Origin of the sequence: Halomonas smyrnensis AAD6 (assembly GCF_000265245.1) — a bacterium.
Classification (GTDB): Bacteria; Pseudomonadota; Gammaproteobacteria; order Pseudomonadales; family Halomonadaceae; genus Halomonas; species Halomonas smyrnensis.
Genome location: NZ_AJKS02000005.1, coordinates 157242 through 178296 on the forward strand (window position 1 = coordinate 157242; position 21055 = coordinate 178296).

Sequence of the window (21055 nt, forward strand, 5' to 3'; positions counted from 1 at the left end):
GGCGCCAGCCGCGTGGCGGCGATGATTTAGCTCAATGGAATCCCGCCCACATGGCGTATGATGGCCATGGTCGACCTGCCCCCCCCGAACCGGGTCGACGGGGCGAGGTTGAGCTTGCCCCGACAAGCGGCGAACATGGGAGCACATTCGAGGAGAACACCATGACACGCAACATCGCCGATATCAGGCGCGACTACGAGGGTGGCCGCCTGGACGAGACCCAGCTCCCCGACCGGCCAATGCCGCTGTTCGACGAGTGGCTGGCCCTGGCGCTGGACGCCGAGGGAGAGGACGCCAACGCCATGACGCTGGCCACCGTGGACAGTCAGGGCTTTCCCCACGCCCGCGTGGTGCTGCTCAAGGGTGCCGACGACCAGGGACTCAAGTTCTTCAGCAACTACCACAGCCACAAGGGCAGCGAGCTGGCCAACGTGCCCCAGGCCGCGCTGGTCTTCTGGTGGCCGTCGCTGGCACGCCAGATTCGCGTGGAAGGCAGCGTCGAGCAGGTCAGCGAACAGGAATCCGATGCCTACTTCGCCAGCCGCCCCCGCGCCAGCCAGCTGGGCGCCTGGGTCGCCACCCAGAGCGTGGTGATTCCCGGCCGCCAGTGGCTCGAGGAACGCGAGAACCGCTTCGAGCAGGCCTACGAGGGCCAGGACATCCCGCGCCCGGTCCACTGGGGCGGCTATCGCCTGGTGCCCGAGATGATCGAGTTCTGGCAGGGTCAGCCCAGCCGCCTGCACGACCGCATCCGCTTCGAGCGCCGCGACGACCACTGGCATCGCTTCCGCCTGGCGCCCTGATCGCCGCCTGACCAGTACCAGCATGACCGTCCGACCCCGCCATCGTGCGGGGTCGGGCCTTTTACGCTCTCGACTTTATACCCGAAGCCTCTCTCAGCCCGCCACCGGGCTCTCCAGGCGCAGCCGCTGCCAGTCGCTCTCGGGCTCGTTGAGCCTGAGCACCGCGTCCATGACCTCCTCTTCCAGGTTGTAGCTGAGCCGGAAGCCGAGATGCTCCATCAGCGCGCGCATGGGCCGGTTGTCGACCATGATCTTGCCGACCATCTCCAGGGTGCCGAGGCGCTTGCTGTAGCGGATCATCTTCTCCATCAGCAGGCTGCCGATCCCCAGTCCCTGGAGGTCGTCGCGCACGATGATCGAGAACTCGGTGCGGATGTTGTCGGCATCGTTCCACACCCGCACCACGCCGAGCATCTCCTTGCCGCCCTCGGGCAGCGGATGTTCGGCGATGAAGGCCATCTGCCGGTCGTAGTTGATGTGCGAGAGCAGCGACAGGTCGCGCTGGGTGAGGTCGGCCTTGTGATGAAAGTAGCGAAAGCGAATGCTTTCCTCGGACAGCCGCCGGTGAAAGCCGGTGATCAGCGGCGCGTCCTCGGCGCGAATCGGCCGCACCTCGACCTCCCAGCCGTTGTTCAGCGTCACCCATTCGCGCAACTCTTCCGGGTAGGGCATGATCGCGAAACGCGCCGGCGTCCCCAGGTCCATGGCGAAGTCGACCGCCAGCATGCCGTCACGATTGAGCACCAGCGGGTTGAGCTCCAGCCCGCGCAGCTCGGTGAGATCGCTGGCCATCTGCGAGAGCGTCACCAGCAGCTCGCCGATGCGCCGCAGATCGCGCTCGGGATCGCTGGAGTGCTCGCGAATCAGCCGCGCGGCATGGGTACGCCCGACCAGGTCCGCGGCCAGGCTCATGTTCAGCGGCGGCAACGCCACCTGCCGGTCGGCGAGAATGTTCACCTTGTAGCCGCCGATGCCGAACACGATCAGCGGGCCGAACACCGGATCCCGGGTGATGCCGGCACACAGCTGCATGGAGTGCTTGCCGCGCTGCATGGGCTGCAGGCAATACTCTCGTACCGTGAAGGCGGGAAACTTCTCGGCCACCTTGTCACTCAGCCGGACCACGCCCTCGGCGACCCGCTCGGGGCCCTCCAGATCCTGCAGCAGGCCGGCGGACAGCTTGTGGGGATGCTGACGATAGCGGTACGGCCGGCAGTTGCCGTCATGCACCACCTTCAGCGCCAGCGGCCCCTCGAGCCCCAGTGCCGCCTCGGCGGCCTGCTCCGGCGTGTCGATATAGCGACTCTCGGCCACCGGGATACCGTAGGCCGACAGCACCTGCGCGGTCTCGGAGTGCGACAGGCACTCGCGTCCTTCATCCCGCACCCGCTCGATCAGCGTCCGGCTGGCGGCGCGGCTCTCCCGGGTGGTGGAGAACGGCAGGCTCGGCGGCGTCTCCTGCAGCAGCTTCTGCACCCGCTGATAGTTGACCATGTGCATGAAGGCCTTGACCGCCTTCTCCGGCGAGAGATAGGTGGGAACGCCGGCCTCGTGACAGGCCTGCCGGGCGGCCAGCGCCTCGCCGAGCCCCATCCAGCTGGTCAGCAGGTTGCGCCGGAAGCGCTGGCGGGCGGCAATCAGCGCCTGGGCGGTATCCAGCGACGGCGCCATGCGGGTCGGCGCATGCACCACCAGCACCGCATCCACCCCGGGATCGGCGGCGACCAGCTCGATGATCTCGGTGAACCGCTGCGGCGTGGCGTTGCCGCCGATATCCACCGGATTCTCGCCCGGCTTGCTGACGTCCATGTCATCACGACACAGCGCCTCACGGGTCTGCTCGTTGAAGGTGGCCAGCCGCCCACCGGCGCTGATCAACTTGTCGATGGCCAGCATCGCCGGCCCCAGTCCGTTGGACACCACCGCCAGCCGGTCGCGCTTGAGCGGACGCATGCGCGACAGCGTCTCCAGGGCATCGAACAGCTCGTCGGAGTCATCGACCCGCACCACCCCGGCCCGGGCGAAAGCCGCATCGAAGATCTGATCGCGGTTAGCGATCCCCGGCGTGGGCGGCAGATTGGCGATGTCCGACGCCGCGGTGCGTCCGCTCTTGATCGCCAGCACCAGGCGATGACGGGAGGCCTCGCGTACCGCGGTCATGAAGTGCTGGGCGTCCTGGATATGCTCCAGGTGCAGCATCAGCGCCTGGATCGGCGCGAACTGGTTGAGATAGTCGATCATGTCCGGCAGCAGCACATCGACGCTGTCGCCCACGGTCAGCAGATGAGAGAAGCCGATGCCGCGCCCGGCGGCCCAGTCGATCATGGCATTGCCCAGCATGCCCGACTGCCCGAGATAGGCCATTCGCCCCTTCTTCACCGGCTGGCTGGCATAGGAGGCGTTGAGCCGACGCCCCGGCACGATCAGCCCCATGCAACCGGGGCCGAGCACCCGGATGCCGGATTCACGCGCCGCGGCCAGCATGCGCCCGCGGATCGAGCCGTGACCGTCGAGGTCCTCGTTCAGGTTCGCCCCGCCGGACAGAACCAGGGCCGCCCGCACGCCGAAGCGCCCGAGCTCGGCAATCACACCCGGCACGCGCGCCACCGGCGCGCACACCACGGCCAGGTCCGGCACCCGGGGCAGCTGATGCACGCGGGACAGGCCATCCACCCCGTGCACGCTGTCGTAGCCCTTGGGGTTGATCGCCCACAGCGTGCCCGCGAAGCCGCCCTCGAGCAGGTTACGGATCACGATGCCGCCCATGGAATGTGGCTTTTCCGAGGCCCCGACCACGGCGATGCTGCGCGGCGAGAAGAAATGGTGCAGGAAGCGTGTGCTCATCCGGGGCTCCGTGGTGATTCGGCTCAGCCTACTGTGTACGACTTATGGCCACTGTCACGCAAGGGCCCATCACGCTTAGGGTAAGGGCGTCTCGTCTGGAGCCCCTGCATGATCACGGCCTATCTGACCCACCCCGAGTGCCATCGCCACCACATGGGGCCCGAACATCCCGAGAGCCCCAAGCGCCTGGATGCCATTCACGCGCGACTGATGCGCGCCGGCCTGCTCCAGCAGACCATGCAGGGCGACGCCCCCGCCGCCACCGACGAGCAGCTGACCCGGGTGCACCCGAGAAGCCACTTGAAGAGTCTCGAGGCCTGCCTGCCCGAACACGGGCTGATCCTGCTCGAGGACGACACCCTGATGAATCCGCACAGCCTGCAGGCCGCCCGCCATGCCGCCGGCGCCGTGGTGCGTGGGGTCGACCGGGTCTATCGCCATCAGGCCGACAACGTCTTCTGCGCGGTGCGCCCCCCGGGCCACCACGCCGAGCGCGACCAGGCCATGGGCTTCTGCTTCTTCAACAACGTGGCGGTCGGCGCCGCGCACGCCCGGGCCAGGCACGGCGCCAGGCGGGTGGCGATCCTCGACTTCGATGTTCACCAGTGCAACGGCACCATCGACATCTTCCGCGACGATCCCGAAGTGCTGATCTGCACCAGCTTCCAGTCGCCCTTCTATCCCTGGCGACACCTCGAGACCGAAGCCAGTAACGTCGTCCAAACGCCGCTGCCGGCAGGCGCCGACGGCGCGGCCTTTCGCCGCGCCATCGAGCGGGACTGGCGGCCCGCGCTGGAGGACTTCGCCCCGGAGATCGTGCTGCTCTCGGCCGGCTTCGACGCCCACCGCCACGACCCGCTGGCCGACCTCTGCCTGGAGGACGAGGACTACTACTGGATCACCCGCCTGGCGATGGACATCGCCGACCGCCATGCCGATCACCGCCTGGTCTCGGTGCTGGAGGGCGGCTATGACCTCGATGTCCTGGGCCGCGGCGTCGAGGCGCACCTCAAGGCGCTGATGGGGCTGCCCTTCGACTGAACGCGGCCGCCGTTTCCGACCCGCGGGAAACAGGGTCCCGCGACGGCCGGTCATCCCGACGCCATGTCGCAGCCCATCTGCCGCGGGTCGCAACCGAGTCCGCAGGCGCACGGCGATATGGTAGGCTGGTGGAAATCATGTTTCCGATAGTGAACCCGCATGCCCGCCAACAACGATCAGGATGCCGCCCTGCGCATCGCCTCCGGGCGCAAGGCCTTCGTCGAGCCGCTCAGGCTCGGTGAGCGCCTCAAGGAGATCCGCCTGGCCAACCAGTGGACCCTCGGTGACGTCAGCGAGCGTACCGGCCTGGCCCGCTCGACCCTGTCCAAGATCGAGAACGACCAGATCTCGCCGACCTTCACCGCCGTGCAGAAGCTGATCAGCGGCCTGGACATCGACCTGCCACAGCTGCTGTCCCAGCCGCGCCCCCAGGCCCGCACCATGGGTCGCCGCGACCTGACGCGCCGCGGCGACGGCCAGCAGCATCCGACGCCGACCTACGAGCACGAGCTGCTGAGCTGCGAGATGGCCCAGAAGCGCATGATCCCGTTCAAGACCATCGTGCGGGCGCGCAGCTTCGACGAGTTCTGCCAGTGGGTGCGCCACGACGGCGAGGAGTTCCTGATGGTGCTCGAGGGCGAGATCCAGCTCTACTCCGAGTTCTACGAGCCCCTGCACCTGGTCAAGGGCGACAGCATCTACTTCGACAGCGACATGGGCCACGCCCTGGTGTCGGTGAGCGAGGAAGACGCCACCGTGCTGTCCGTGTGCACGCCCCGCGACTCCCAGTAAGCCTTCCCCGACTCTCGCTCATGCGTCCCGTTTCGCCGCGCCGGTCCGCCGTCGCGGCGTGCCTGTCTTGCGCCGTCGTTCGGCGCGCCCCAGCCCGGATGACTTTTGATAAGCTGGTCGCCTACCCGATGGGCCAGACCGCATGGTCCAGAACGACAGTGGAGTCAGCATCATGCAACACCTGGATGACAGCACCCGCACCGAGCTCGAAGCCGCCGCCTTTCGCCGACTGCTGAGCCATCTGGACGAGCACAAGGAGGTGCAGAACATCGACCTGATGATCCTCGCCGACTTCTGCCGCAACTGCCTCTCCAAGTGGCTGGTGGCCGCCGCCGAGGAACGCGGCGAGACCCTCGACTACGAGGCCGCCCGCGAATACGTCTACGGCATGCCCTACAGCGAGTGGAAGTCGCTCTATCAGCCCAAGGCCACGCCGGAACAGCTGGCCGCCTTCGAGGCGCGCCAGGAAGCGAAGCAGGCGGCCAAGCAGGACGATCCGTCATGAGCGAGGAGATGGTCCCGCTGTCGGTGGCGGTGCTGACGGTCTCGGACACCCGCACCGAGGACACCGACCGCAGCGGCCAGGCGCTGGTCGAGCGGCTCACCGCCGCCGGCCACCGGCTGGCCGACAAGCGCATCGTGCCCGACGACGTCTATCGCATCCGCGCCGTGGTCGCCGACTGGATCGCCGACCCCGAGGTGCAGGTGGTGCTGACCACCGGCGGCACCGGCTTCACCGGCCGTGACTCCACGCCGGAGGCGGTCTCGGTGCTGCTCGACAAGCGCATCGAGGGCTTCGGCGAACTGTTCCGCCAGCTGTCCTGGCAGGAGATCGGCAGCTCAACGGTGCAGAGCCGCTGCCTCGGCGGCCTGGCCAACGCCACCGTGGTGTTCTGCCTGCCCGGCTCCACCGGCGCCTGCCGCACCGGCTGGGACGGCATCCTCGCCGAGCAGCTCGACAGCCGCCATAGGCCCTGCAATTTCGCCAACCTGGTCATCCCCGAGCGAGGCCAGCATGGATAACATCACACGTAAGCGGCAGCCGTTCCTCCGCGACGCGCCCTGCCGCTCTCGACAAGGTCCGGCCAATCTCGTCATCCCCAGGCGAGGTCAGCATGGCTGAGCTCAAGCCCGTCGCGGCGGCGCTGGAGGCGCTGCTGGCCGACGTGACGCCGGTCGAGGGCGAGCGCCTGGCGACCAGCGAGGCCGCGGGGCGAGTGCTGGCCGAGGCGGTCACCGCCCGGCTCGACGTGCCGCCCTTCGACAACAGCGCCATGGACGGCTATGCCCTGCATCATGCCGATGCCGGGCGCTGGCTGCCGATTGGCCAGCGCATCGCCGCCGGCCACACGGCCGCACCGCTCGAGCGCGGCCAGTGCGCGCGCATCTTCACCGGCAGCGAGATCCCGCCCGGGGCCGACTGCGTGGTGATGCAGGAGAAGGTCGAGCTCGAAGGCGACCGGGCGCGGATGCCCGAGGACGTGCCGCAAGGCGACAACCTGCGCCGCCGAGGCCGCGACGTGGCGGCCGGCAGCCCGCTGCTGGCCGACGGCACCCGGCTCGACGCCGCCGCGCTCGGGCATCTCGCCGGCCAGGGCATCACCGAGGTCTCGGTCAGGCGCCGTCCGCGGGTCGCGCTGCTCTCCACCGGCGACGAGATCGTCGATCCGGGCCAGCCGCTGGGGCCGGGCCAGATCTACAACACCAACCGCCCGATGCTGACGACGCTGCTCGAACGCTTCGGCGCCGAGGTGGTGATGGCCAACGCGGTGCCGGACGACGCCGCGAGCACGCGACGCCTGCTCGGCGAAGCCGCCGAGCTCGCCGACGTGGTGATCACCACCGGAGGGGTCAGCGTGGGGGAAGAGGATCACGTGCGCGGCGCGGTCGAGGCCCTGGGGCGGCTCGATCTGTGGCGGCTGGCGCTGCGCCCCGGCAAGCCGCTGGCCCTGGGCCGGCTGCCCGGCGCTGGCGCCGGCGCCGGCGGTGAAGCCCGCTTCGTCGGCCTTCCGGGCAACCCGGTCTCGGGCTATGTGGGCGCCTGGCTGTTCCTGCGCCCGCTGATGGGCGCGCTGCAGGGCTGTCACGCCATGGCCGAGCTGCCGGCACTGACCGCGCGCGCCACCTTCACCACTCGCACCGGCCCACGCCAGCACTACCTGCGCGTGACGCTGGACTTCGGCACCGACGGCATCGAGGCCCATGCATTCGCGGATCAGAACTCCGGCGTGCTCTCGTCCTGCGTCGGCGCCGACGCCCTGGCGGTGATCCCGCCCGAGGCATCAGTGGCGCCCGGCGATGCGGTCCGCTGCCTGTGGCTGCGCGTCGACTGAGCCGGTGTCGTTCGGGTCGAACGGCACGTCGAGATGGGCCTCGATGTCCGGCCACAGCCGGGTGAAGGCCTCGTCCAGCGCCAGATAGTCGCGTTCGAGCCACGGCAGCAGCGCGGCGAGGCGGTTGGGGCCCGAGAGCCGGCGCCCCAGCCCCGCCACCGCACGACAGGTGAAGCGGAAATCGGCATAGCCGCGCAGCCAGTCCTGGCGCACCAGAGCCGGCATCATCGCGGCCAGCCGATCCGGCGCCGGACGAGCGTCGAGCAGCCGATAGCAGCGCGCGACCAGCCAGTCGCGCTCGGCGACGGTCAAGCGGCGCGCCAGGCAATGATCCCACATCAGATCCAGGGCGATACCGGCCACGCGACGCCCCTCGCGGGGCGCCCGAGCCTTGACCTCGAGCAGCACCGGATGACGATCGATGTAGGCGTCGACCCGCCGATGATGGCGGATGCCCGCCGCCACGCCCGCCCCCCAGGCGTCGAGATCGACGCCCTTGACCCCGTCGGCGATCAGATTGCCGTAGAGGAAGTCGTCGCTGCCGCCGCGGGCGAGCCAGCCGTGGGCCAGGAAGTTCATGGCGAGCGCCTCACAGGCAATTGGTCGGCTTGGGCAGCCCGGCCAGCCGCGCCGCGCGCTTGGCGGGGCTGCCGGGAAACAGCCGCATCAGATGCATCGAGCGGCCCTTGTCGGGGCCCAGCTCGCGCCCGACCGCCTTGACCAGCGGCCGCATGGCCGGCGCCATCTCGTATTTCGCATAGAAGGCCCGCAGCACCTCGAGCACTTCCCAGTGCTCGGCGTCCAGCTCGATGCCTTCTTCCTCGGCCAGCGCCTCGGCCACCGCCGGCGACCACTGATCGAGCTCGACCAGATAGCCCTCGGGGTCGAGGCCGATCTCGGCATCGGAGACGGTCAGATAACGGGTGATTGCTGTGGTTGCCATGCTCAGTACCAGCTCAGGGTGTGTTCGGCTTGCTCGGTCAGCTGGACGAAGCCGTCGACGTCGACCACCTGCACCGAGCCGTCGCAGCGACCGAGCAGTCCGCGCGCCTCGAGATCCTCGCGTTGCGCATAGAGCCGCCCCGCAATCGCCTCGAAGTGGCGTACCAACTGCGGTAGACCGCCCTGCACGCCGTCCTCGATCAGCAGCAGGCGATCCTCCGGCCCCATGGCGGCCAGCGCCTGCTCGTGCACGCGATGACTGGCCGGCGAACGGTTCACGATATGAAGTTTCATGGTGTCGGGTTCCCCCACCAGGCTAGAAAGTGAGCACGCGCGGGTGCTTCCGGACCGCCTCGGCGATCGCCCCGGCCTCGAGCACCCGGGGCGCCAGCATCAGCTCGTCGGGATCGAGACCGAAGCGCGAAAGCGCCTCGGCCTCGACCCACAGCGTCTCGATATCATACATCTCCAGCATCTCGAGCGTGGGCGCGGTGCTCTTCTGCCCCAGCGCCCCCGCCGACTGATCCTCGACCAGGGCCGTGACGCCCTCACCCATGAACAGCAGCGAGACGTCGGTGCCGAAGGCGGCCGCCACCAGGGCGACGTCCAGGCCCTCGCGCAGCCAGCTGCTGCCGTGAGGCGCATGACGCAGGATCACCAGCAGATCGCCGGCGAGCGGTTCGTGTTCGTCACTCATGTCACACTCTCCCTCAGGGCCCGAAGGTCACCAGCCGGTCACAACGTTGGCTCAGGTCGACCAGCTGCCCGACGCCGGTCAGTTCGAACGGCGCCTCGACGCTGTGCCCTGCCTTGCCGTGTCGAGCCGCCTCGCGCTCGTCCATCAGGCCGCGACGCAGCGCCGCTGCGATGCACACCTGAAGCGCCACGCCGTGCGTCTCGTGTAGCGCCACCCAGCCATCGGTCAGATGCGGTTCGTCCTGGGGCGGCGCCGACAGGCGGGCGGCGTTGTAGACCCCGTCGTGGTAGAAGAACACCGCCTCCAGGCGGTGTCCCCGCGCCAGCAGTGCCCGGGCGAATCGCAGCGCCGAGTGGCTGGCCTGATCGCTGTAGGGAGCCCCCATCAGCAGGATCGCGTAGCGCATATCATCCTCTCAGAAACAGGCTGGCCCCGCCGAAGCGGGGCCAGCAATTCTCGCATCGCCGTGGCTGGCGTCAATCCTGGCTCATGATACCGAGCAGGGACAGCAGGCTGATGAAGAGGTTGTAGATCGACACATAGAGGGTGATGGTGGCGAGAATGTAGTTGGTCTCGCCGGCCCGGTGCACGATCTCGCTGGTCTGATAGAGGATGGTCGCGGAGGCGAACAGCACGAAGCCGGCGGAGACCATCAGCGACAGCGCCGGGATCTGGAAGAACAGCCCGGCGAGCATGGCCAGCACCAGCACGATGGCACCCGCCATCAGGAAGTTGGCCAGGAAGCTGAAGTCCTTGCGTGTGACCAGCGCCACGGCGGAAAGACCGAAGAAGGTCAGGCCGGTCAGCCCCAGCGCGGTCATGATCAACTGGGCACCGTTGGGCAGCGACAGGTAGGCGCTGAGGATCGGCCCCAGGGTGAAGCCCATGAAACCGGTGAAGGCGAAGGTCGCCAGCAGGCCCATGGCGGAATTGGCGGTCTTGTGCACCAGGAACATCAGCCCGTAGGCGCCGATGAAGAAGATGAAGATGTTCATCTGCTGGACGCCGAGCGCCATGGCGGCGCCGGCCGTGACGGCGGAGAAAAGCAGGGTCATCGCCAGCAGGCCATAGGTGTTGCGCAGGACCTTGTTGGCGCTGACGGCACTCGTCTGTTGCGTCGTCATTCGCGTGTCTTGGTAAGCCATCGATCCAAAGCTCCGTGTGGTTGATCTTGGCGATGCTTTACAGCATGCCGCCTGGACGGTGGTGACGCAAGTTTGAACCGATCACGCTTGTCACCCTGCGGCGACACGCATGGGGCTCGATGGCCACTCGACGGTAACATGCGCGATACGACACTGCCGACTCGGTGAGGGTCGGCAAAGCCAGGCGGCATCTCTGACGTGAAGGAGACACCACCATGAGGCCATCGTCGATTCATTCCCATCGCAGGCGCATGAAGCCCGCCACCTGAGCGGACTGGCCCGCGGAAGGCTTGGCCGATCGGCACGATACGTCTTCGCGAACGGCCCGGCGGCGCTCGATGCCTCGGATCATGCGGCCGCGAGACGTCACTCGCCGTCATATGGCAGGGAAACTGCCGGCGCAGGATTTGGAGGAGTCCTGAAACGAAAAAAGCGCCCGAAGGCGCTTGATTCTTGAGAATAAGGTGGCGGAGGGACAGGGATCGCCCTCATCAACCCGACAACCCATTGAAAATCAGCAGCTTGGCTGTGTTGATTCCTCGCCAATGTAGCGCTTCCCTGTAACAGAAGCAATGAGTTCGTACTTGGAGCTTGGCGGTAACCATCGCCCAGAGCTACTGTAGGTATTCGCGTAGAGCGAGAGGCTATAACAGTGCTTCTGGAAAAAAAGCTAGAGTCGGATCAATGGGGTTGAAGGAACAGAACATGGATAGACAGCTTTTGCTGGAACATGCTGAATCGATGCAAAACATGATGGTGGCCCGTGCCACAGGTGGTGATGCTAGCGATTTCGAATACTCTCAGATTCGAGCCGCTTTGCTAGATGACCAAAGCATAGCGCAGCTTGTTCCTCAAATGGTTAAGACATGCCGTTCACCGAGCCAGTTCTGGAGCTTCATCAAGAAAATCGAGCAGTATGAACCGAGAAGGCAGTTCATCTGGGGGGAGTTTAGGCCCCTCCTCGACAAATTGGAGCAAGTAGGTGCTCCATCTGACATAGCCATTACCGATACACTTGAAAATTTTGACTCGGCCCATGTTCATATGGCGTGGCAGAAGACGTTGTCTCGAAGAACATCGGACCCTGAGGGTGCCATCACAATGGCCAAGTCCCTAATTGAAAGTGTCTGCAAGCACATCATAGAAGAAGTGGATGGACAGGAGTGCTCAGGCAGAAGCGATGACCTGCCAGCTTTGTATCGTAAGGCATCACTAGCACTGAACCTTGCTCCAGAACAACACATGGAGGAAACCTTCAAGCGTATTCTGGGAGGATGCTCTAACATAGTTACTGGTCTTGGTGAGCTTCGTAATAAAGTAGGAGATGCTCATGGGCAAGGACCTCGGCCAGTTAAGCCGAGTCCTCGACATGCTGAATTTGCAGTCAACCTCGCTGGCACAATGGCAGCCTTTTTGATTGCTACACTCGAGGTAAGGAGAAATCCCTAATTTCCTGATCCAAATCTTCCAGAAGCATGGTTTCAATTGAGTCTTTCGCGGCACCGTCGTGGCCAGGAAAGAGTGTCGCTGTAGTTACTCCTAACATTTTAATCTGTTGCATCAGATTGTATGCTTCCGAAAGAGGCAGGAGATGCCTTTTTAGGTAGTTTCGGGAATGTCTATGATTCAAAAGATCAAGATCGCCAAGCTCAAAACCTTTGATAAACGTAAAGCGCCCCTTCTGGGCGGCTAAGTTCTGGCTGGTGGAGCCTGGAGCATGTCGAATCCTGAAGGTTTCCTTGAATCCTGCTGCTTGCATTGTGTCAAGTTCTACAACGGCGAGCATCCACTCTGAAAGGTTTGCATCTTCTTTCTGTGAAAGCAGCCTTCTCCTTTCATGTATGGCCTGGGAAACAGTGAAGTAGCAAGCAACTAATGGTGAAGTTGTCCAGTCTAAGAGTCTTGTAGGAACGCCATGGTGCTGCGCTTGTGCGAGAAAGTGAAACACAGCATTGTCATCTGACGGCCAAAGGTTTGGGCACTTAAATAAATCTACGACATGTCCATGACTGTTTGGTCCTGTTGGCTCTAATAGGAAATCTCTTAGCTGGTCGCTATCTCCAGCCACTTTTATCCCGGCATCGTCGCAAGCATTTACGAAACTTGCTAAGTACGCGATCTCTTTAAATGCTCTTGAGTCATCACCGTAGATGGCATTCAGCTTGCGAGACCCTGTGGCCCTTGAAATTGATGGGCTGAGAGTCCAAGTCTGGTGGCCTAGCCCTCTATAAATAATGCCCGCACTTTGGTTGGCAATAAAGTGTTTAAGAAGTTCTGAGGCATTGTGATGCTCAATCTGAGGTATCTCATCCCACATCGTTTATTCCTGCTTATCTTTATGATTCATGTCCGTTCCAGATCGAGCGCCTAACCTGTCTCAGGTGTTTCGCAAAAACAACCAAGGCACACAGGCGAACGAATAATCTACAAGCTGTGCGTCCCCGGCGTCCATCCTACGGCCCGCGCTCTTTGCTTGTCAGTGCGGCGCCGAGAAGTGACCATTAGGGTGTACCTCAGCGAGCACACCTCAAGGCGCCCTGTATCCGTATTCACATACATGGTTGACGACCCTAGCGAGCACACCTATTGTGAACACACTCAAGTGAACACAGTGCTCGACAAGGGAGTAACCAACGATGGCTTACATCCGCGCCTACCTCCGTGCCTCCACCGATGACCAGAACGCCAGCCGTGCCCGTGAGGCGCTGACTAGCTTCACCAGCGAGAAGGGAGTGACAGTCGCGTCGTGGTACATCGAGAACGCCAGCGGGACCAAGGCCGACCGCACTGAGCTGGCGCGACTCATTGACGATGCCCACCCCGGCGACGTGCTGCTTGTCGAGCAGGTGGATCGACTGACGCGCCTGACGAAAGGCGATTGGGACAGGCTCAAGGGCGCCATCCAGAGCGCGGGTCTTCGGGTCGTCTCCCTAGACCTACCGACGAGCCACGCGGCGCTGACCGTGGGCAACGGTAATGACTTCACCGGGCGGATGCTGGACGCTGTGAACGCCATGCTCCTCGACATGCTGGCGGCAGTTGCCCGCAAGGACTACGAGGACAGGCGTAGGCGTCAGGCTCAGGGCATCGAGAAGGCCAAGGAGGATGGACGTTACAAGGGCCGTCCGGTGAACGAGGAGCTACATCGCCGAGTCATGGAGCTTCGGCGGCAAGGCTTCAGTGTCCGCAAGACTGCCGACATCGTGGGCTGTGGTGTCAGCACCGTTCAACGTGCCATGAAGCGAGCCGAGCAGCCCGCACAGTGAGGGACAGCGAATAGCGGGACGCCAAGGCAGGGCCAAGCGGTCCTGCTTTTTGTGTCGGCTTGAATCCATCCCTAGGCGCATCGGTTGTCACCGGAAGCCAGTCAGCGTGGGCAGCCTGAGAGAAGCCCATCCATCCTTGTCCGAATCAGACGCGATAGCGAATAAAACCTATTATAATCAGTGCTTTACTTGTGTTCTGCATGGCCTGTAGCGTGCCCATTGCTGGCGTTCATAGGCGGGCGCCAAGGACTACCATCAGACAGCAAGGAGCCGAAGCAATGCGTATTGAGTTCACCCGCTGGGGCATGGAGCTGGCCATCATGGGATTGATCGTCAGGCTAGTCGCGGGCGATGTCTTCCTGCGAGTGCCGATGGTCGGGCTGCTGGCATGGAATCAGTGCGGCCTATCCTTGGACCGCTGGGCGGATGCCAAGCATGAGCCGGTGCTGTAAGAGCTGGCGCTGGCTTAGGAGGGGGTGGGTGCCTTCGTCATTCACCCCCGGGTGGGTGCTTCGAAGATCGACTTTCAGCCGCCGCCATTCGCTCGCTCGGGGCGGGCACCGGGGAAGCGCGTTCCTTATATACACTCAATTACCGGCTCAGATGTGCGCCACAAAATGGCCGGGGCTGGGCCCGGTAGGAGTCCCTTGGAGTCCCGTTCCTCCAGCTCATAGACAAACACATGGAGTCAGAGGGACACAGGTAGATCACGTTCCGGCGTGTCTACTGTCTGCGCCACCGTGGCGATCCCTTGGTGCGCCCCCTGAAGGTGACGCCATGTGAGCAAATCGGCAGGGCCAACGCCTTGATGGACTGTCAGATTTTGCGAGGAAGCGCCATATACTACTACCGCCACCACCACCGAGATGACCATGAGCAGCCGCGAGATTGCGGAAGTGGTCGAGAAGCGCCACGACAACGTGAAGCGCGCCATCGAGATGCTCGCAGTACACGGCACCGTCACTTTTACTCAAACTGAGGAAAAGTCCTCCGGTGGCCGTCCCGGCACCGCCTTCCACGTCAACCAGCGTGACAGCTACGTCATCGTCGCCCAGCTTTCCCCTGAGTTCACCGCCCGCTTGGTGGACCGTTGGCAGGAGCTGGAGAAGCAAGCCGCCCAGCCGCAAGTTCCGCAGTCCTTCGCCGAGGCGCTGCGTTTGGTCTGGACAGCTAAGGCGAGGCATTGCCGAGCCATGCCGCTTCAACCTCAACGACCTCCACAAGGCAGCCGGTGGTGAGCAGAAAGACAAGCCCGTCCACTGGCAGATGAACGCCGGGACCGTTGGCCTGATTGAAGAGCTAAAAGTAGGAAATCCTACCTTTGAGCCGATGACCACCCTGCGCGGACGCTATGGCGGTACCTTCGTCGTCAAGGAACTCGTCTACGCCTATGCCATGTGGATCAGCCCCGCGTTCCACCTGAAGGTGATCCGTGCGTATGACGCCATGGTCACGCAGTCCCAGCCGCAGGTTCCCCGACGAGCAGATAGAACAGGCTCGCCGCTGCCTCCATATCCCGCGTCTTTGCCTTGAACGCCTCACTCGCTGGCGCAAGGCATGGGCTGGCCTCCCGGTCGTGCCTGAGCCCGAGCAGCACACGGAGGGCCTGTAAGTCGCCCTTGTCGAGGTCTTCGGGCCGACGCTGGAGAAGGATCGACATGACAGCGGGCGTGACGTGGATGTCATCCTTGGTCAGATGGACATTGATCCCACGCCGACAGACGGTCTTGTAGAGGTGGTGGAGCTTGGTCCGTGAGCTGGCACCCTTGAGCTGGCGGACAGTGTGAACCTCGATTGCCATGGTGGTGAATGCCTCTCTATCGTCTTGTGCGTCGGAACTTGCCTTCTTCCCAGCGATGGCTCAGGTCCACGCCATGCGCCCTACAGGCCCGCCACACGGTCGTCTTCCCGATGCCGAAGTGTCGGGCCGTCTCGACGATGGATGCTTGCCGGGATCGGCGCCACTCGGCGACCGTCTTCGGGTCGATCTTGGGTGGAGCCCCGGAAGGCACGGCGGACGTGTAGGACAGCCCAGCCTCTCGCCAGATGGTCTTGACCTGCGTGTCACTGATACCGAAGTGTACGGCTGTGGCGCGTCGGGTGGCCCCGTTCTGCTGGCGCCACTGGATGACCTCCTGTGGGTCCACCTTGGGCTTCGGTCCGGGCTTCCGTGAGGCCCTGGAGTACCGCGTGTCCGTGTGTGCCATGTCATCCATCCTTGTCCTTGTTCTCAGGTTCTCGGGTTATCCGTACTCCTTCACCGACACACCCTCAGCGCCAGCCACGGCGAGCGAATCGGCCAGCTCATTCTCCGGGTGCCCATCGTGGCCACGGACCCAGTGAAAGCGCACGGCGTGGGTCTGAAGCAGGGCATCAAGCTGGCGCCAGAGATCGGCGTTCTTGACGGGGGCCTTGCTGGCCGTCTTCCAGCCTCGTCGCTTCCAGCCGCTCAGCCATTCGGTGGCGCCTTTCTGGACGTACTCACTGTCCGTCGTCAGCTCCACACGGGCGGGCCGCTTCAGGGCCTCCAGTGCCTTGATGGCTGCTGTTAGTTCGGCCCGGTTGTTGGTGATCGTGTCGCCCTGGAGCTTGCCAGCGATCTTCAGGCGTTGGCCTTGGCCGTTCATCAGGACAGCGCCCCAGCCGCCTTGTGGGTTTCTCTGGCCGTTGTTGCTACAGGCGCCGTCCGTGAAGATGGAGATGGTGGGCCGGATGTCGTCGGCGGGTATAGTCGGTTGAGCCATGGTGATCGTTCGTCCTCATTTTCGGAGACAGTCGGCCCCTTCAGCCAAGCGGACCAGCGAGACGGACGATACCGCCTGACTGCCCGACTGCCTTCGAGAATGTGCTGGGTTCGATGATGGTGATGATGTATCCCAGACACGCGCCCACGCATCGAGCAGCGAGGGAGTGTCGGAACGTCGGCCCAAGGGGAAGGCCGATAGGTGGTCAACAAGGGGAGCTGACCGGGAGCACTGGAAGCGGTCGACGGTCCTGGTCTGTCATGGATGGATCATGGACGATGACGACGCCAGAGATTGCGCCGGGTGTGCTCGTGGGGAGCGTCTAACAGATGGACTAGAAGGGATGGACCTACGGAGGGGCGCAGGTGCCAGTCTTCTAGATGTCCCCTGCTACCCGTAGGCAGCCCGTCGCTGGCGCGACAGGTCGCCCGGACTGCGCCAGGGGCTACCACCTCCCTGGTGTCCTTACGTCGAGCATCTCCGCGTTCCCAAGCACCCCGACAGCCGGGGCAGTTACTAGCGTCATCTCGAAGGCGATTAAGCTACGGTGAGCAGGGGCGCCGAAGTCGGTCGCAGTATGCCGAGCCTTCTTAGAGCGGTCCCCAGAGAACGTTCTGGTTCTCCTTTAGTGGGTCGCAATCAATTTGGCGCTGTGTGGCGCTGTGAGAGCTTATGGGGGATAAGTAGTGTGTGAGTCCCGCCCAACGGTAAAAAATCCGTGAGCGGGCGCACATGGCGATGCGCTGGTTAGTTCAGCTCGAAGTCCACGAAATTATTCCACTCGCTAATAGCTTCTTCGGCTGCACTGCTGTGGTTGTCTATGGCGTCATTCTGTTCATCCACGAAGTTCTGGATGCACATCCGGTAGTTATCTACCTCCATGTTGAACTGATCGACTTGCCACTGGCTGGTGAACTCGAAGGGCTTGATGGGCTGAGAGCAGGAATGATCTGCGCCCCAGCGATCATGAGCGAATGCCGTTCCAGCCGACAGGCTTGCAGCGATGAGTATGGCCAAGGTCAGTTGCTTCATAGATGTCCCGCGCTCATAGTCGACGTACTTGAGAAGGCGGTCTATGGCGCCATTCCCTGAATGGTTAGTTGTTGCTGTCCCGTTAGGTCATTTACTTTGATGCAGGTGTCTCAAGTCAAGGCCCCGGTACTCAAGGCGACAGATGGCGTCGTTCAGGGTCTCCAGTTCGTAGCCGGACCCGTACCGTGCTGACATGCCCGCCTCGGTGTGGCCTTGCAGGGCGTCCATCACATACTTATCAACGCCCGAGTTCCGGCAAGCGTCCTCGAAGTTGTGCCGTAGCGAGTGGAAGGCGTTCTGCCCGTGCTTGATCTTGAGGGAGTCGAGCAGCGCCCGGAACCGCTTGGAGTAGACGGACGAGTAGTAGCCGTCGTTCCCCATGGGCATGTCAGGGAACAGCCGCTGGCTCCCTTGCTGGCGCATCTTCTCGACGTGATCGAGGAAGCCCAGCCGCTTCAGCTCGGGGTGGATGGGCGTCTGGCGCCAGCTACTGGTGGTCTTCAGCGACTTGTCATCGCCGTCGCCGTTGATGTCGATGAAGTCGATACCGTGCTCGTGCTGAACATCCGAGACATAGAGTTGCAGGACTTCCCCCATCCTGGCCCCGGTGAACAGCGAAACCAGCGGCACCCAGAACATGCCCGAGTCCCGAGGGACCAGCGTACCGGGCTGGCGCCAGTGATGTAGCGACTTGCAGCCGGTGAAGACCGGGGCGCGGAAGACGGCCCGCAGTTCCTCCAGCGTGAAGGGATCGCGTTCTTCGCGGGCACGCTTCTTGATGGCCACCTTCAAGCCGTTCAGGGGATTGGGCGGACACTCGTCATAGTGCTTGGTGGCCCAGTTCCAGAAAGCGGCGGCGTACCCGATCAGCTTGTTCACGTTCTTGCCCGACATCGGTGCCATGCCTAGCTCGTCGGCTCGCTCGGCAGCCTTGTCGATGGCCAGTCCCTGGAGCGGCTTCTGCTTCGTCCAGTTGCTGGGGAGCTTCATCAGGACCGACTTGAAGGCTCGACCATCGGCCTTCGCGTAGGCATCCAGCGGCTTGTCACCGACGACCGTGATGAAGTTGTCGAGGGTGGTCCGGTGATCGTTGGTGGTCTTCGGCGCCCAGCTCAGGGACTTCTCCGCGATCCACTCCTTGGCCACGGCGGAGAGCAGCGGGCCTTGCCCATCATCCGCGAGGCTCTGGCGAGCTTCCGACGCTGGCGCGGTGGCCTGTGATGGCAGCGCGTCCACGGCGGGTGTAGGGACTATCTCGCCCTCGTTGCGCGACTGCTTGTCCTTCCCGGCGCGAATGTAGGCCGCTTGTAGTGCCCTGGCCAGCGGGCGCCAGCTTGGAGAGTCCGGCAACAGGGCAAGTTCTACACCGTCCCATGACAGGATGTCCTCGGCCTCATCCATGAAGAAGGTGTCCATCCGACCACGGGCATAGAGGTGGCGGGTATGGGCTACGCTGTCTTCAAGCTCCTCGGCATATTCATCGAAGTCCCAGCGTTCCCAGTCCGTGCCGGACTCGCCGGGCTCCTCCTCGAAGATGCCTTCCGTCCTGATATCCTCGTCTTCTTCTAGCAGGGACGCATGGTAGAGGGCCGCCAGGTGCTCGATCTGTGCATCGCTGAGGGAGTCGAGGGGCTGGGCTTGGGCTGCCATCCAGCGACGGTGATGGTCGAACTTACGGTCCACCTCGGCGGCTGCCTCACGGACACGGCGTAGCGCCTCCTGATAGTCGGAGGTCTTGAGGGAGAAGGTCTCTTCAGCCTTGGGGTAGCTGGCCTGGATGTCCTGAGGGATGGCGGCCCGGTGATAATAGCGAGCGCCACGGCGATACAGGCGAGGATGTCCGGTGACTTTCACGGTCTTCATGGCCTCCCAATGTAACACTTCGATGGGACAGCCAAGCAAGAAAAAGCCCCGAGGACAGTATGTTACTGATTCCTCAGGGCCTAGTGTTCGAGTGGCGGAGGGACAGGGATTCGAACCCTGGGTAGGCTCTCACCTACGCCGGTTTTCAAGACCGGTGCATTCAACCGCTCTGCCATCCCTCCGGCTCACGGCGCATATATTACCAATCTTTCTGTTTTGGTCAAGAGTTTCATGCGATCAATGTGTTATCGCACCCTGCCTCGAGACGAGACGCGGCGTAAGCGACACGTTATGCCGCTATCCCACGCTCGCGAGGCGCCGGTTCCAGTGCCGCTTGATCGTGGCAATACTCAACCCGGAGCGCGACGCCGCGGCCGACTGACTGAGCCCTTCCGCCTTGAGTGCCTGCACCCTTTCGGTGGTGTCGATGGCAACGGGGCGACCGAGCTTCTTGCCCTGCCCCCGAGCCCGCGCCAGTCCTTCCCGGGTCCGCTCGCTGAAGCGCACACGCTCGAATTCGGCGAAGGCATCGAACATCTGGCGCATCAACTCGCCCTCGCCGCCGGTCAGATCACCGATCGGCAGATCCAGCGACACCACGCTCACGCCGGCATCGGACAGCCGGGCAATGCTCTGCCGGACGTCGATGTTGTCGCGCCCCAGACGATCGAGCCGGAGCACCACCAGCACGTCTCCGGGCTCCAGCTTGTGCTCGACCAGCGTCCTGAAGGCCTCTCGCTCCATCGCCGGCCACGAGACACTGACGGCCTCGTCGATCACCCGGTAGGGCGCCACGCGAAACCCGGCGGCCTCGATCGAGGACAGCTGATCATCGATATCTGGCTCGGCGTCGCCGGTGCGGCAATACGCGAAGGTTCGTCCCATGCGCTCTCCTCGGCATGACATCACTTTGGCAGGCTAGCTCCCTATGGTCGCAGATAATGCTTATTTAGCGATACCAGCGATTAGCGGGATTTCTGGCATCATCAAAGCCGAGAAAGGCTTTTATGACACCAGGGGCGTCTGAGCGAGATCACGCTGACTGCGGAAGAGGACAAGGCTCAAGCGAAGAGCCGAGCGAAACAGCCGAGGAGAGAAGGAAGAAGGGAAACGAGAGAGTAAAAGCGTGCGGGGCAGGCGGGGCCGATCGGCATCGCCCCCGCCTGCCCCATTAGCCTCTATCGGCGATCAGCGCCGGGCGATGATCCACACCGCGTGCACGATGCCGGGAATGTAGCCCAGCAGCGTCAGCAGGATGTTGATCCAGAAGTGAAGGCCCAGGCCCACCTGGAGAAACACGCCTACCGGCGGCAGGAGAATGGCGAACAGGATACGAAGCACGTCCATGAGAGAGTTCCTTTTAACGATGGCTAGGTGTCGTCGTCAGGGTATCGACCCCACGCTGGCCGACCATGTTCCTGAGCGAACGCATCGATCGTGTCCGGGCAGGACGGCGGGCGCGGTATGCGGGCCTGGGTGAATATTCATTCAACTTCCCGCGGCCGGTGCCGATAACCCGCCTGCACCCGATACACCAACAATGCACCAGGATA

At 63.7% G+C, this 21055-nt stretch carries 25 protein-coding genes and 1 tRNA gene; 11 read left to right on the forward strand and 15 right to left on the reverse strand.

The window, feature by feature from the left end; genetic code table 11:
• The first annotated feature begins 161 nt into the window (after positions 1 to 161).
• Positions 162 to 803, forward strand: a complete 642-nt coding sequence (pdxH, locus tag UYS_RS0207755) for a pyridoxamine 5'-phosphate oxidase (protein WP_016854942.1) — start codon at positions 162 to 164, stop codon at positions 801 to 803.
• A gap of 93 nt (positions 804 to 896) precedes the next feature.
• Here the strand turns inward: pdxH and UYS_RS0207760 are convergent, their stop codons facing one another.
• Positions 897 to 3647, reverse strand: a complete 2751-nt coding sequence (locus UYS_RS0207760) for a bifunctional acetate--CoA ligase family protein/GNAT family N-acetyltransferase (protein ID WP_016854943.1) — start codon at positions 3645 to 3647, stop codon at positions 897 to 899.
• 108 nt (positions 3648 to 3755) lie between these two features.
• On the opposite strand from UYS_RS0207760, the gene UYS_RS0207765 reads away from it, so the two are divergent.
• The 5 genes from UYS_RS0207765 to UYS_RS0207785 all read left to right on the forward strand — a co-directional run bounded on the left by UYS_RS0207765 (position 3756) and on the right by UYS_RS0207785 (position 7813).
• The gene (locus UYS_RS0207765) at positions 3756 to 4688 is read left to right on the forward strand and encodes a histone deacetylase family protein (protein WP_016854944.1); all 933 of its coding nucleotides are present in this window, start codon (positions 3756 to 3758) and stop codon (positions 4686 to 4688) included.
• Between the two features lie 159 nt (positions 4689 to 4847).
• The gene (locus tag UYS_RS0207770; RefSeq protein ID WP_016854945.1) at positions 4848 to 5480 is read left to right on the forward strand and encodes a helix-turn-helix domain-containing protein; all 633 of its coding nucleotides are present in this window, start codon (positions 4848 to 4850) and stop codon (positions 5478 to 5480) included.
• Positions 5481 to 5652: 172 nt separating this feature from the next.
• Positions 5653 to 5985, forward strand: coding sequence for a DUF1244 domain-containing protein (locus UYS_RS0207775; RefSeq protein ID WP_016854946.1), 333 nt, complete (start codon positions 5653 to 5655; stop codon positions 5983 to 5985).
• The gene (gene moaB / locus UYS_RS0207780) at positions 5982 to 6503 is read left to right on the forward strand and encodes a molybdenum cofactor biosynthesis protein B (protein ID WP_016854947.1); all 522 of its coding nucleotides are present in this window, start codon (positions 5982 to 5984) and stop codon (positions 6501 to 6503) included. The genes UYS_RS0207775 and moaB overlap by 4 nt, the downstream gene beginning before the upstream one ends.
• 92 nt (positions 6504 to 6595) lie before the next feature.
• Positions 6596 to 7813, forward strand: a complete 1218-nt coding sequence (locus UYS_RS0207785) for a molybdopterin molybdotransferase MoeA (RefSeq protein ID WP_016854948.1) — start codon at positions 6596 to 6598, stop codon at positions 7811 to 7813.
• Here UYS_RS0207785 and UYS_RS0207790 read toward each other — a convergent pair.
• The 6 genes from UYS_RS0207790 to UYS_RS0207815 form a co-directional block, all read right to left on the reverse strand.
• Positions 7763 to 8392 carry an acyl carrier protein phosphodiesterase gene (locus UYS_RS0207790; RefSeq protein WP_016854949.1) on the reverse strand — a complete coding sequence of 210 codons (630 nt, stop codon included), beginning with the start codon at positions 8390 to 8392 and terminating at the stop codon, positions 7763 to 7765. The genes UYS_RS0207785 and UYS_RS0207790 overlap by 51 nt on opposite strands.
• A gap of 10 nt (positions 8393 to 8402) precedes the next feature.
• Positions 8403 to 8756, reverse strand: a complete 354-nt coding sequence (locus UYS_RS0207795) for a TusE/DsrC/DsvC family sulfur relay protein (protein WP_016854950.1) — start codon at positions 8754 to 8756, stop codon at positions 8403 to 8405.
• Between the two features lie 2 nt (positions 8757 to 8758).
• Positions 8759 to 9049 carry a sulfurtransferase complex subunit TusB gene (gene tusB, locus UYS_RS0207800; protein ID WP_016854951.1) on the reverse strand — a complete coding sequence of 97 codons (291 nt, stop codon included), beginning with the start codon at positions 9047 to 9049 and terminating at the stop codon, positions 8759 to 8761.
• Between the two features lie 22 nt (positions 9050 to 9071).
• On the reverse strand, positions 9072 to 9452 hold the full coding sequence (gene tusC / locus UYS_RS0207805) for a sulfurtransferase complex subunit TusC (protein ID WP_016854952.1): 381 nt from the start codon (positions 9450 to 9452) through the stop codon (positions 9072 to 9074).
• Between the two features lie 13 nt (positions 9453 to 9465).
• Entirely contained in the window at positions 9466 to 9858 is a 393-nt protein-coding gene (gene tusD, locus UYS_RS0207810) for a sulfurtransferase complex subunit TusD (RefSeq protein WP_016854953.1), read from the reverse strand.
• A 70-nt stretch (positions 9859 to 9928) separates the two neighbouring features.
• Complete coding sequence (locus tag UYS_RS0207815) at positions 9929 to 10597, reverse strand: Bax inhibitor-1/YccA family protein (protein WP_026068415.1); 669 nt, start codon at positions 10595 to 10597, stop codon at positions 9929 to 9931.
• Between the two features lie 705 nt (positions 10598 to 11302).
• Between UYS_RS0207815 and UYS_RS18805 the strand changes: the two genes are divergently transcribed.
• Positions 11303 to 12046: an abortive infection family protein gene (locus tag UYS_RS18805; protein WP_156821572.1), complete on the forward strand. Its 744-nt coding sequence runs from the start codon at positions 11303 to 11305 to the stop codon at positions 12044 to 12046.
• Here the strand turns inward: UYS_RS18805 and UYS_RS17950 are convergent.
• Positions 12018 to 12914, reverse strand: coding sequence for an FRG domain-containing protein (locus tag UYS_RS17950; RefSeq protein WP_083868099.1), 897 nt, complete (start codon positions 12912 to 12914; stop codon positions 12018 to 12020). The two genes, UYS_RS18805 and UYS_RS17950, sit on opposite strands and share 29 nt — an antisense overlap.
• Before the next feature lie 319 nt (positions 12915 to 13233).
• Between UYS_RS17950 and UYS_RS0207825 the strand changes: the two genes are divergently transcribed.
• From UYS_RS0207825 to UYS_RS19045, 4 genes are all read left to right on the forward strand, one after another.
• The gene (locus tag UYS_RS0207825) at positions 13234 to 13863 is read left to right on the forward strand and encodes a recombinase family protein (RefSeq protein ID WP_016854955.1); all 630 of its coding nucleotides are present in this window, start codon (positions 13234 to 13236) and stop codon (positions 13861 to 13863) included.
• Between the two features lie 278 nt (positions 13864 to 14141).
• Positions 14142 to 14315 (forward strand): hypothetical protein, encoded by a 174-nt coding sequence (locus UYS_RS18445; protein WP_016854956.1) that lies wholly within the window; start codon positions 14142 to 14144, stop codon positions 14313 to 14315.
• Positions 14316 to 14735: 420 nt separating this feature from the next.
• Complete coding sequence (locus UYS_RS17110; RefSeq protein WP_202802773.1) at positions 14736 to 15101, forward strand: Rha family transcriptional regulator; 366 nt, start codon at positions 14736 to 14738, stop codon at positions 15099 to 15101.
• The gene (locus UYS_RS19045; protein WP_083868103.1) at positions 15046 to 15396 is read left to right on the forward strand and encodes a KilA-N domain-containing protein; all 351 of its coding nucleotides are present in this window, start codon (positions 15046 to 15048) and stop codon (positions 15394 to 15396) included. The genes UYS_RS17110 and UYS_RS19045 overlap by 56 nt, the downstream gene beginning before the upstream one ends.
• Here UYS_RS19045 and UYS_RS18665 read toward each other — a convergent pair.
• From UYS_RS18665 to UYS_RS17960, 7 genes are all read right to left on the reverse strand, one after another.
• Positions 15314 to 15664 carry a hypothetical protein gene (locus tag UYS_RS18665; protein WP_016854958.1) on the reverse strand — a complete coding sequence of 117 codons (351 nt, stop codon included), beginning with the start codon at positions 15662 to 15664 and terminating at the stop codon, positions 15314 to 15316. The genes UYS_RS19045 and UYS_RS18665 overlap by 83 nt on opposite strands.
• Positions 15665 to 16106: 442 nt before the next feature.
• The gene (rnhA, locus tag UYS_RS0207850) at positions 16107 to 16607 is read right to left on the reverse strand and encodes a ribonuclease HI (protein WP_016854960.1); all 501 of its coding nucleotides are present in this window, start codon (positions 16605 to 16607) and stop codon (positions 16107 to 16109) included.
• Positions 16608 to 17354: 747 nt separating this feature from the next.
• Positions 17355 to 17639, reverse strand: a complete 285-nt coding sequence (locus UYS_RS0207855; RefSeq protein ID WP_016854961.1) for a hypothetical protein — start codon at positions 17637 to 17639, stop codon at positions 17355 to 17357.
• Between the two features lie 87 nt (positions 17640 to 17726).
• A complete protein-coding gene (locus UYS_RS0207860; RefSeq protein WP_016854962.1) occupies positions 17727 to 19502 on the reverse strand; it encodes a site-specific integrase in 1776 nt (591 codons plus the stop codon).
• Between the two features lie 92 nt (positions 19503 to 19594).
• Positions 19595 to 19684: transfer RNA gene (locus UYS_RS0207865), tRNA-Ser, on the reverse strand.
• Between the two features lie 115 nt (positions 19685 to 19799).
• On the reverse strand, positions 19800 to 20387 hold the full coding sequence (locus UYS_RS0207870; protein WP_016854963.1) for a recombinase family protein: 588 nt from the start codon (positions 20385 to 20387) through the stop codon (positions 19800 to 19802).
• A gap of 303 nt (positions 20388 to 20690) precedes the next feature.
• Positions 20691 to 20849, reverse strand: coding sequence for a YqaE/Pmp3 family membrane protein (locus UYS_RS17960; protein WP_016854964.1), 159 nt, complete (start codon positions 20847 to 20849; stop codon positions 20691 to 20693).
• Between the last annotated feature and the right edge of the window lie 206 nt (positions 20850 to 21055).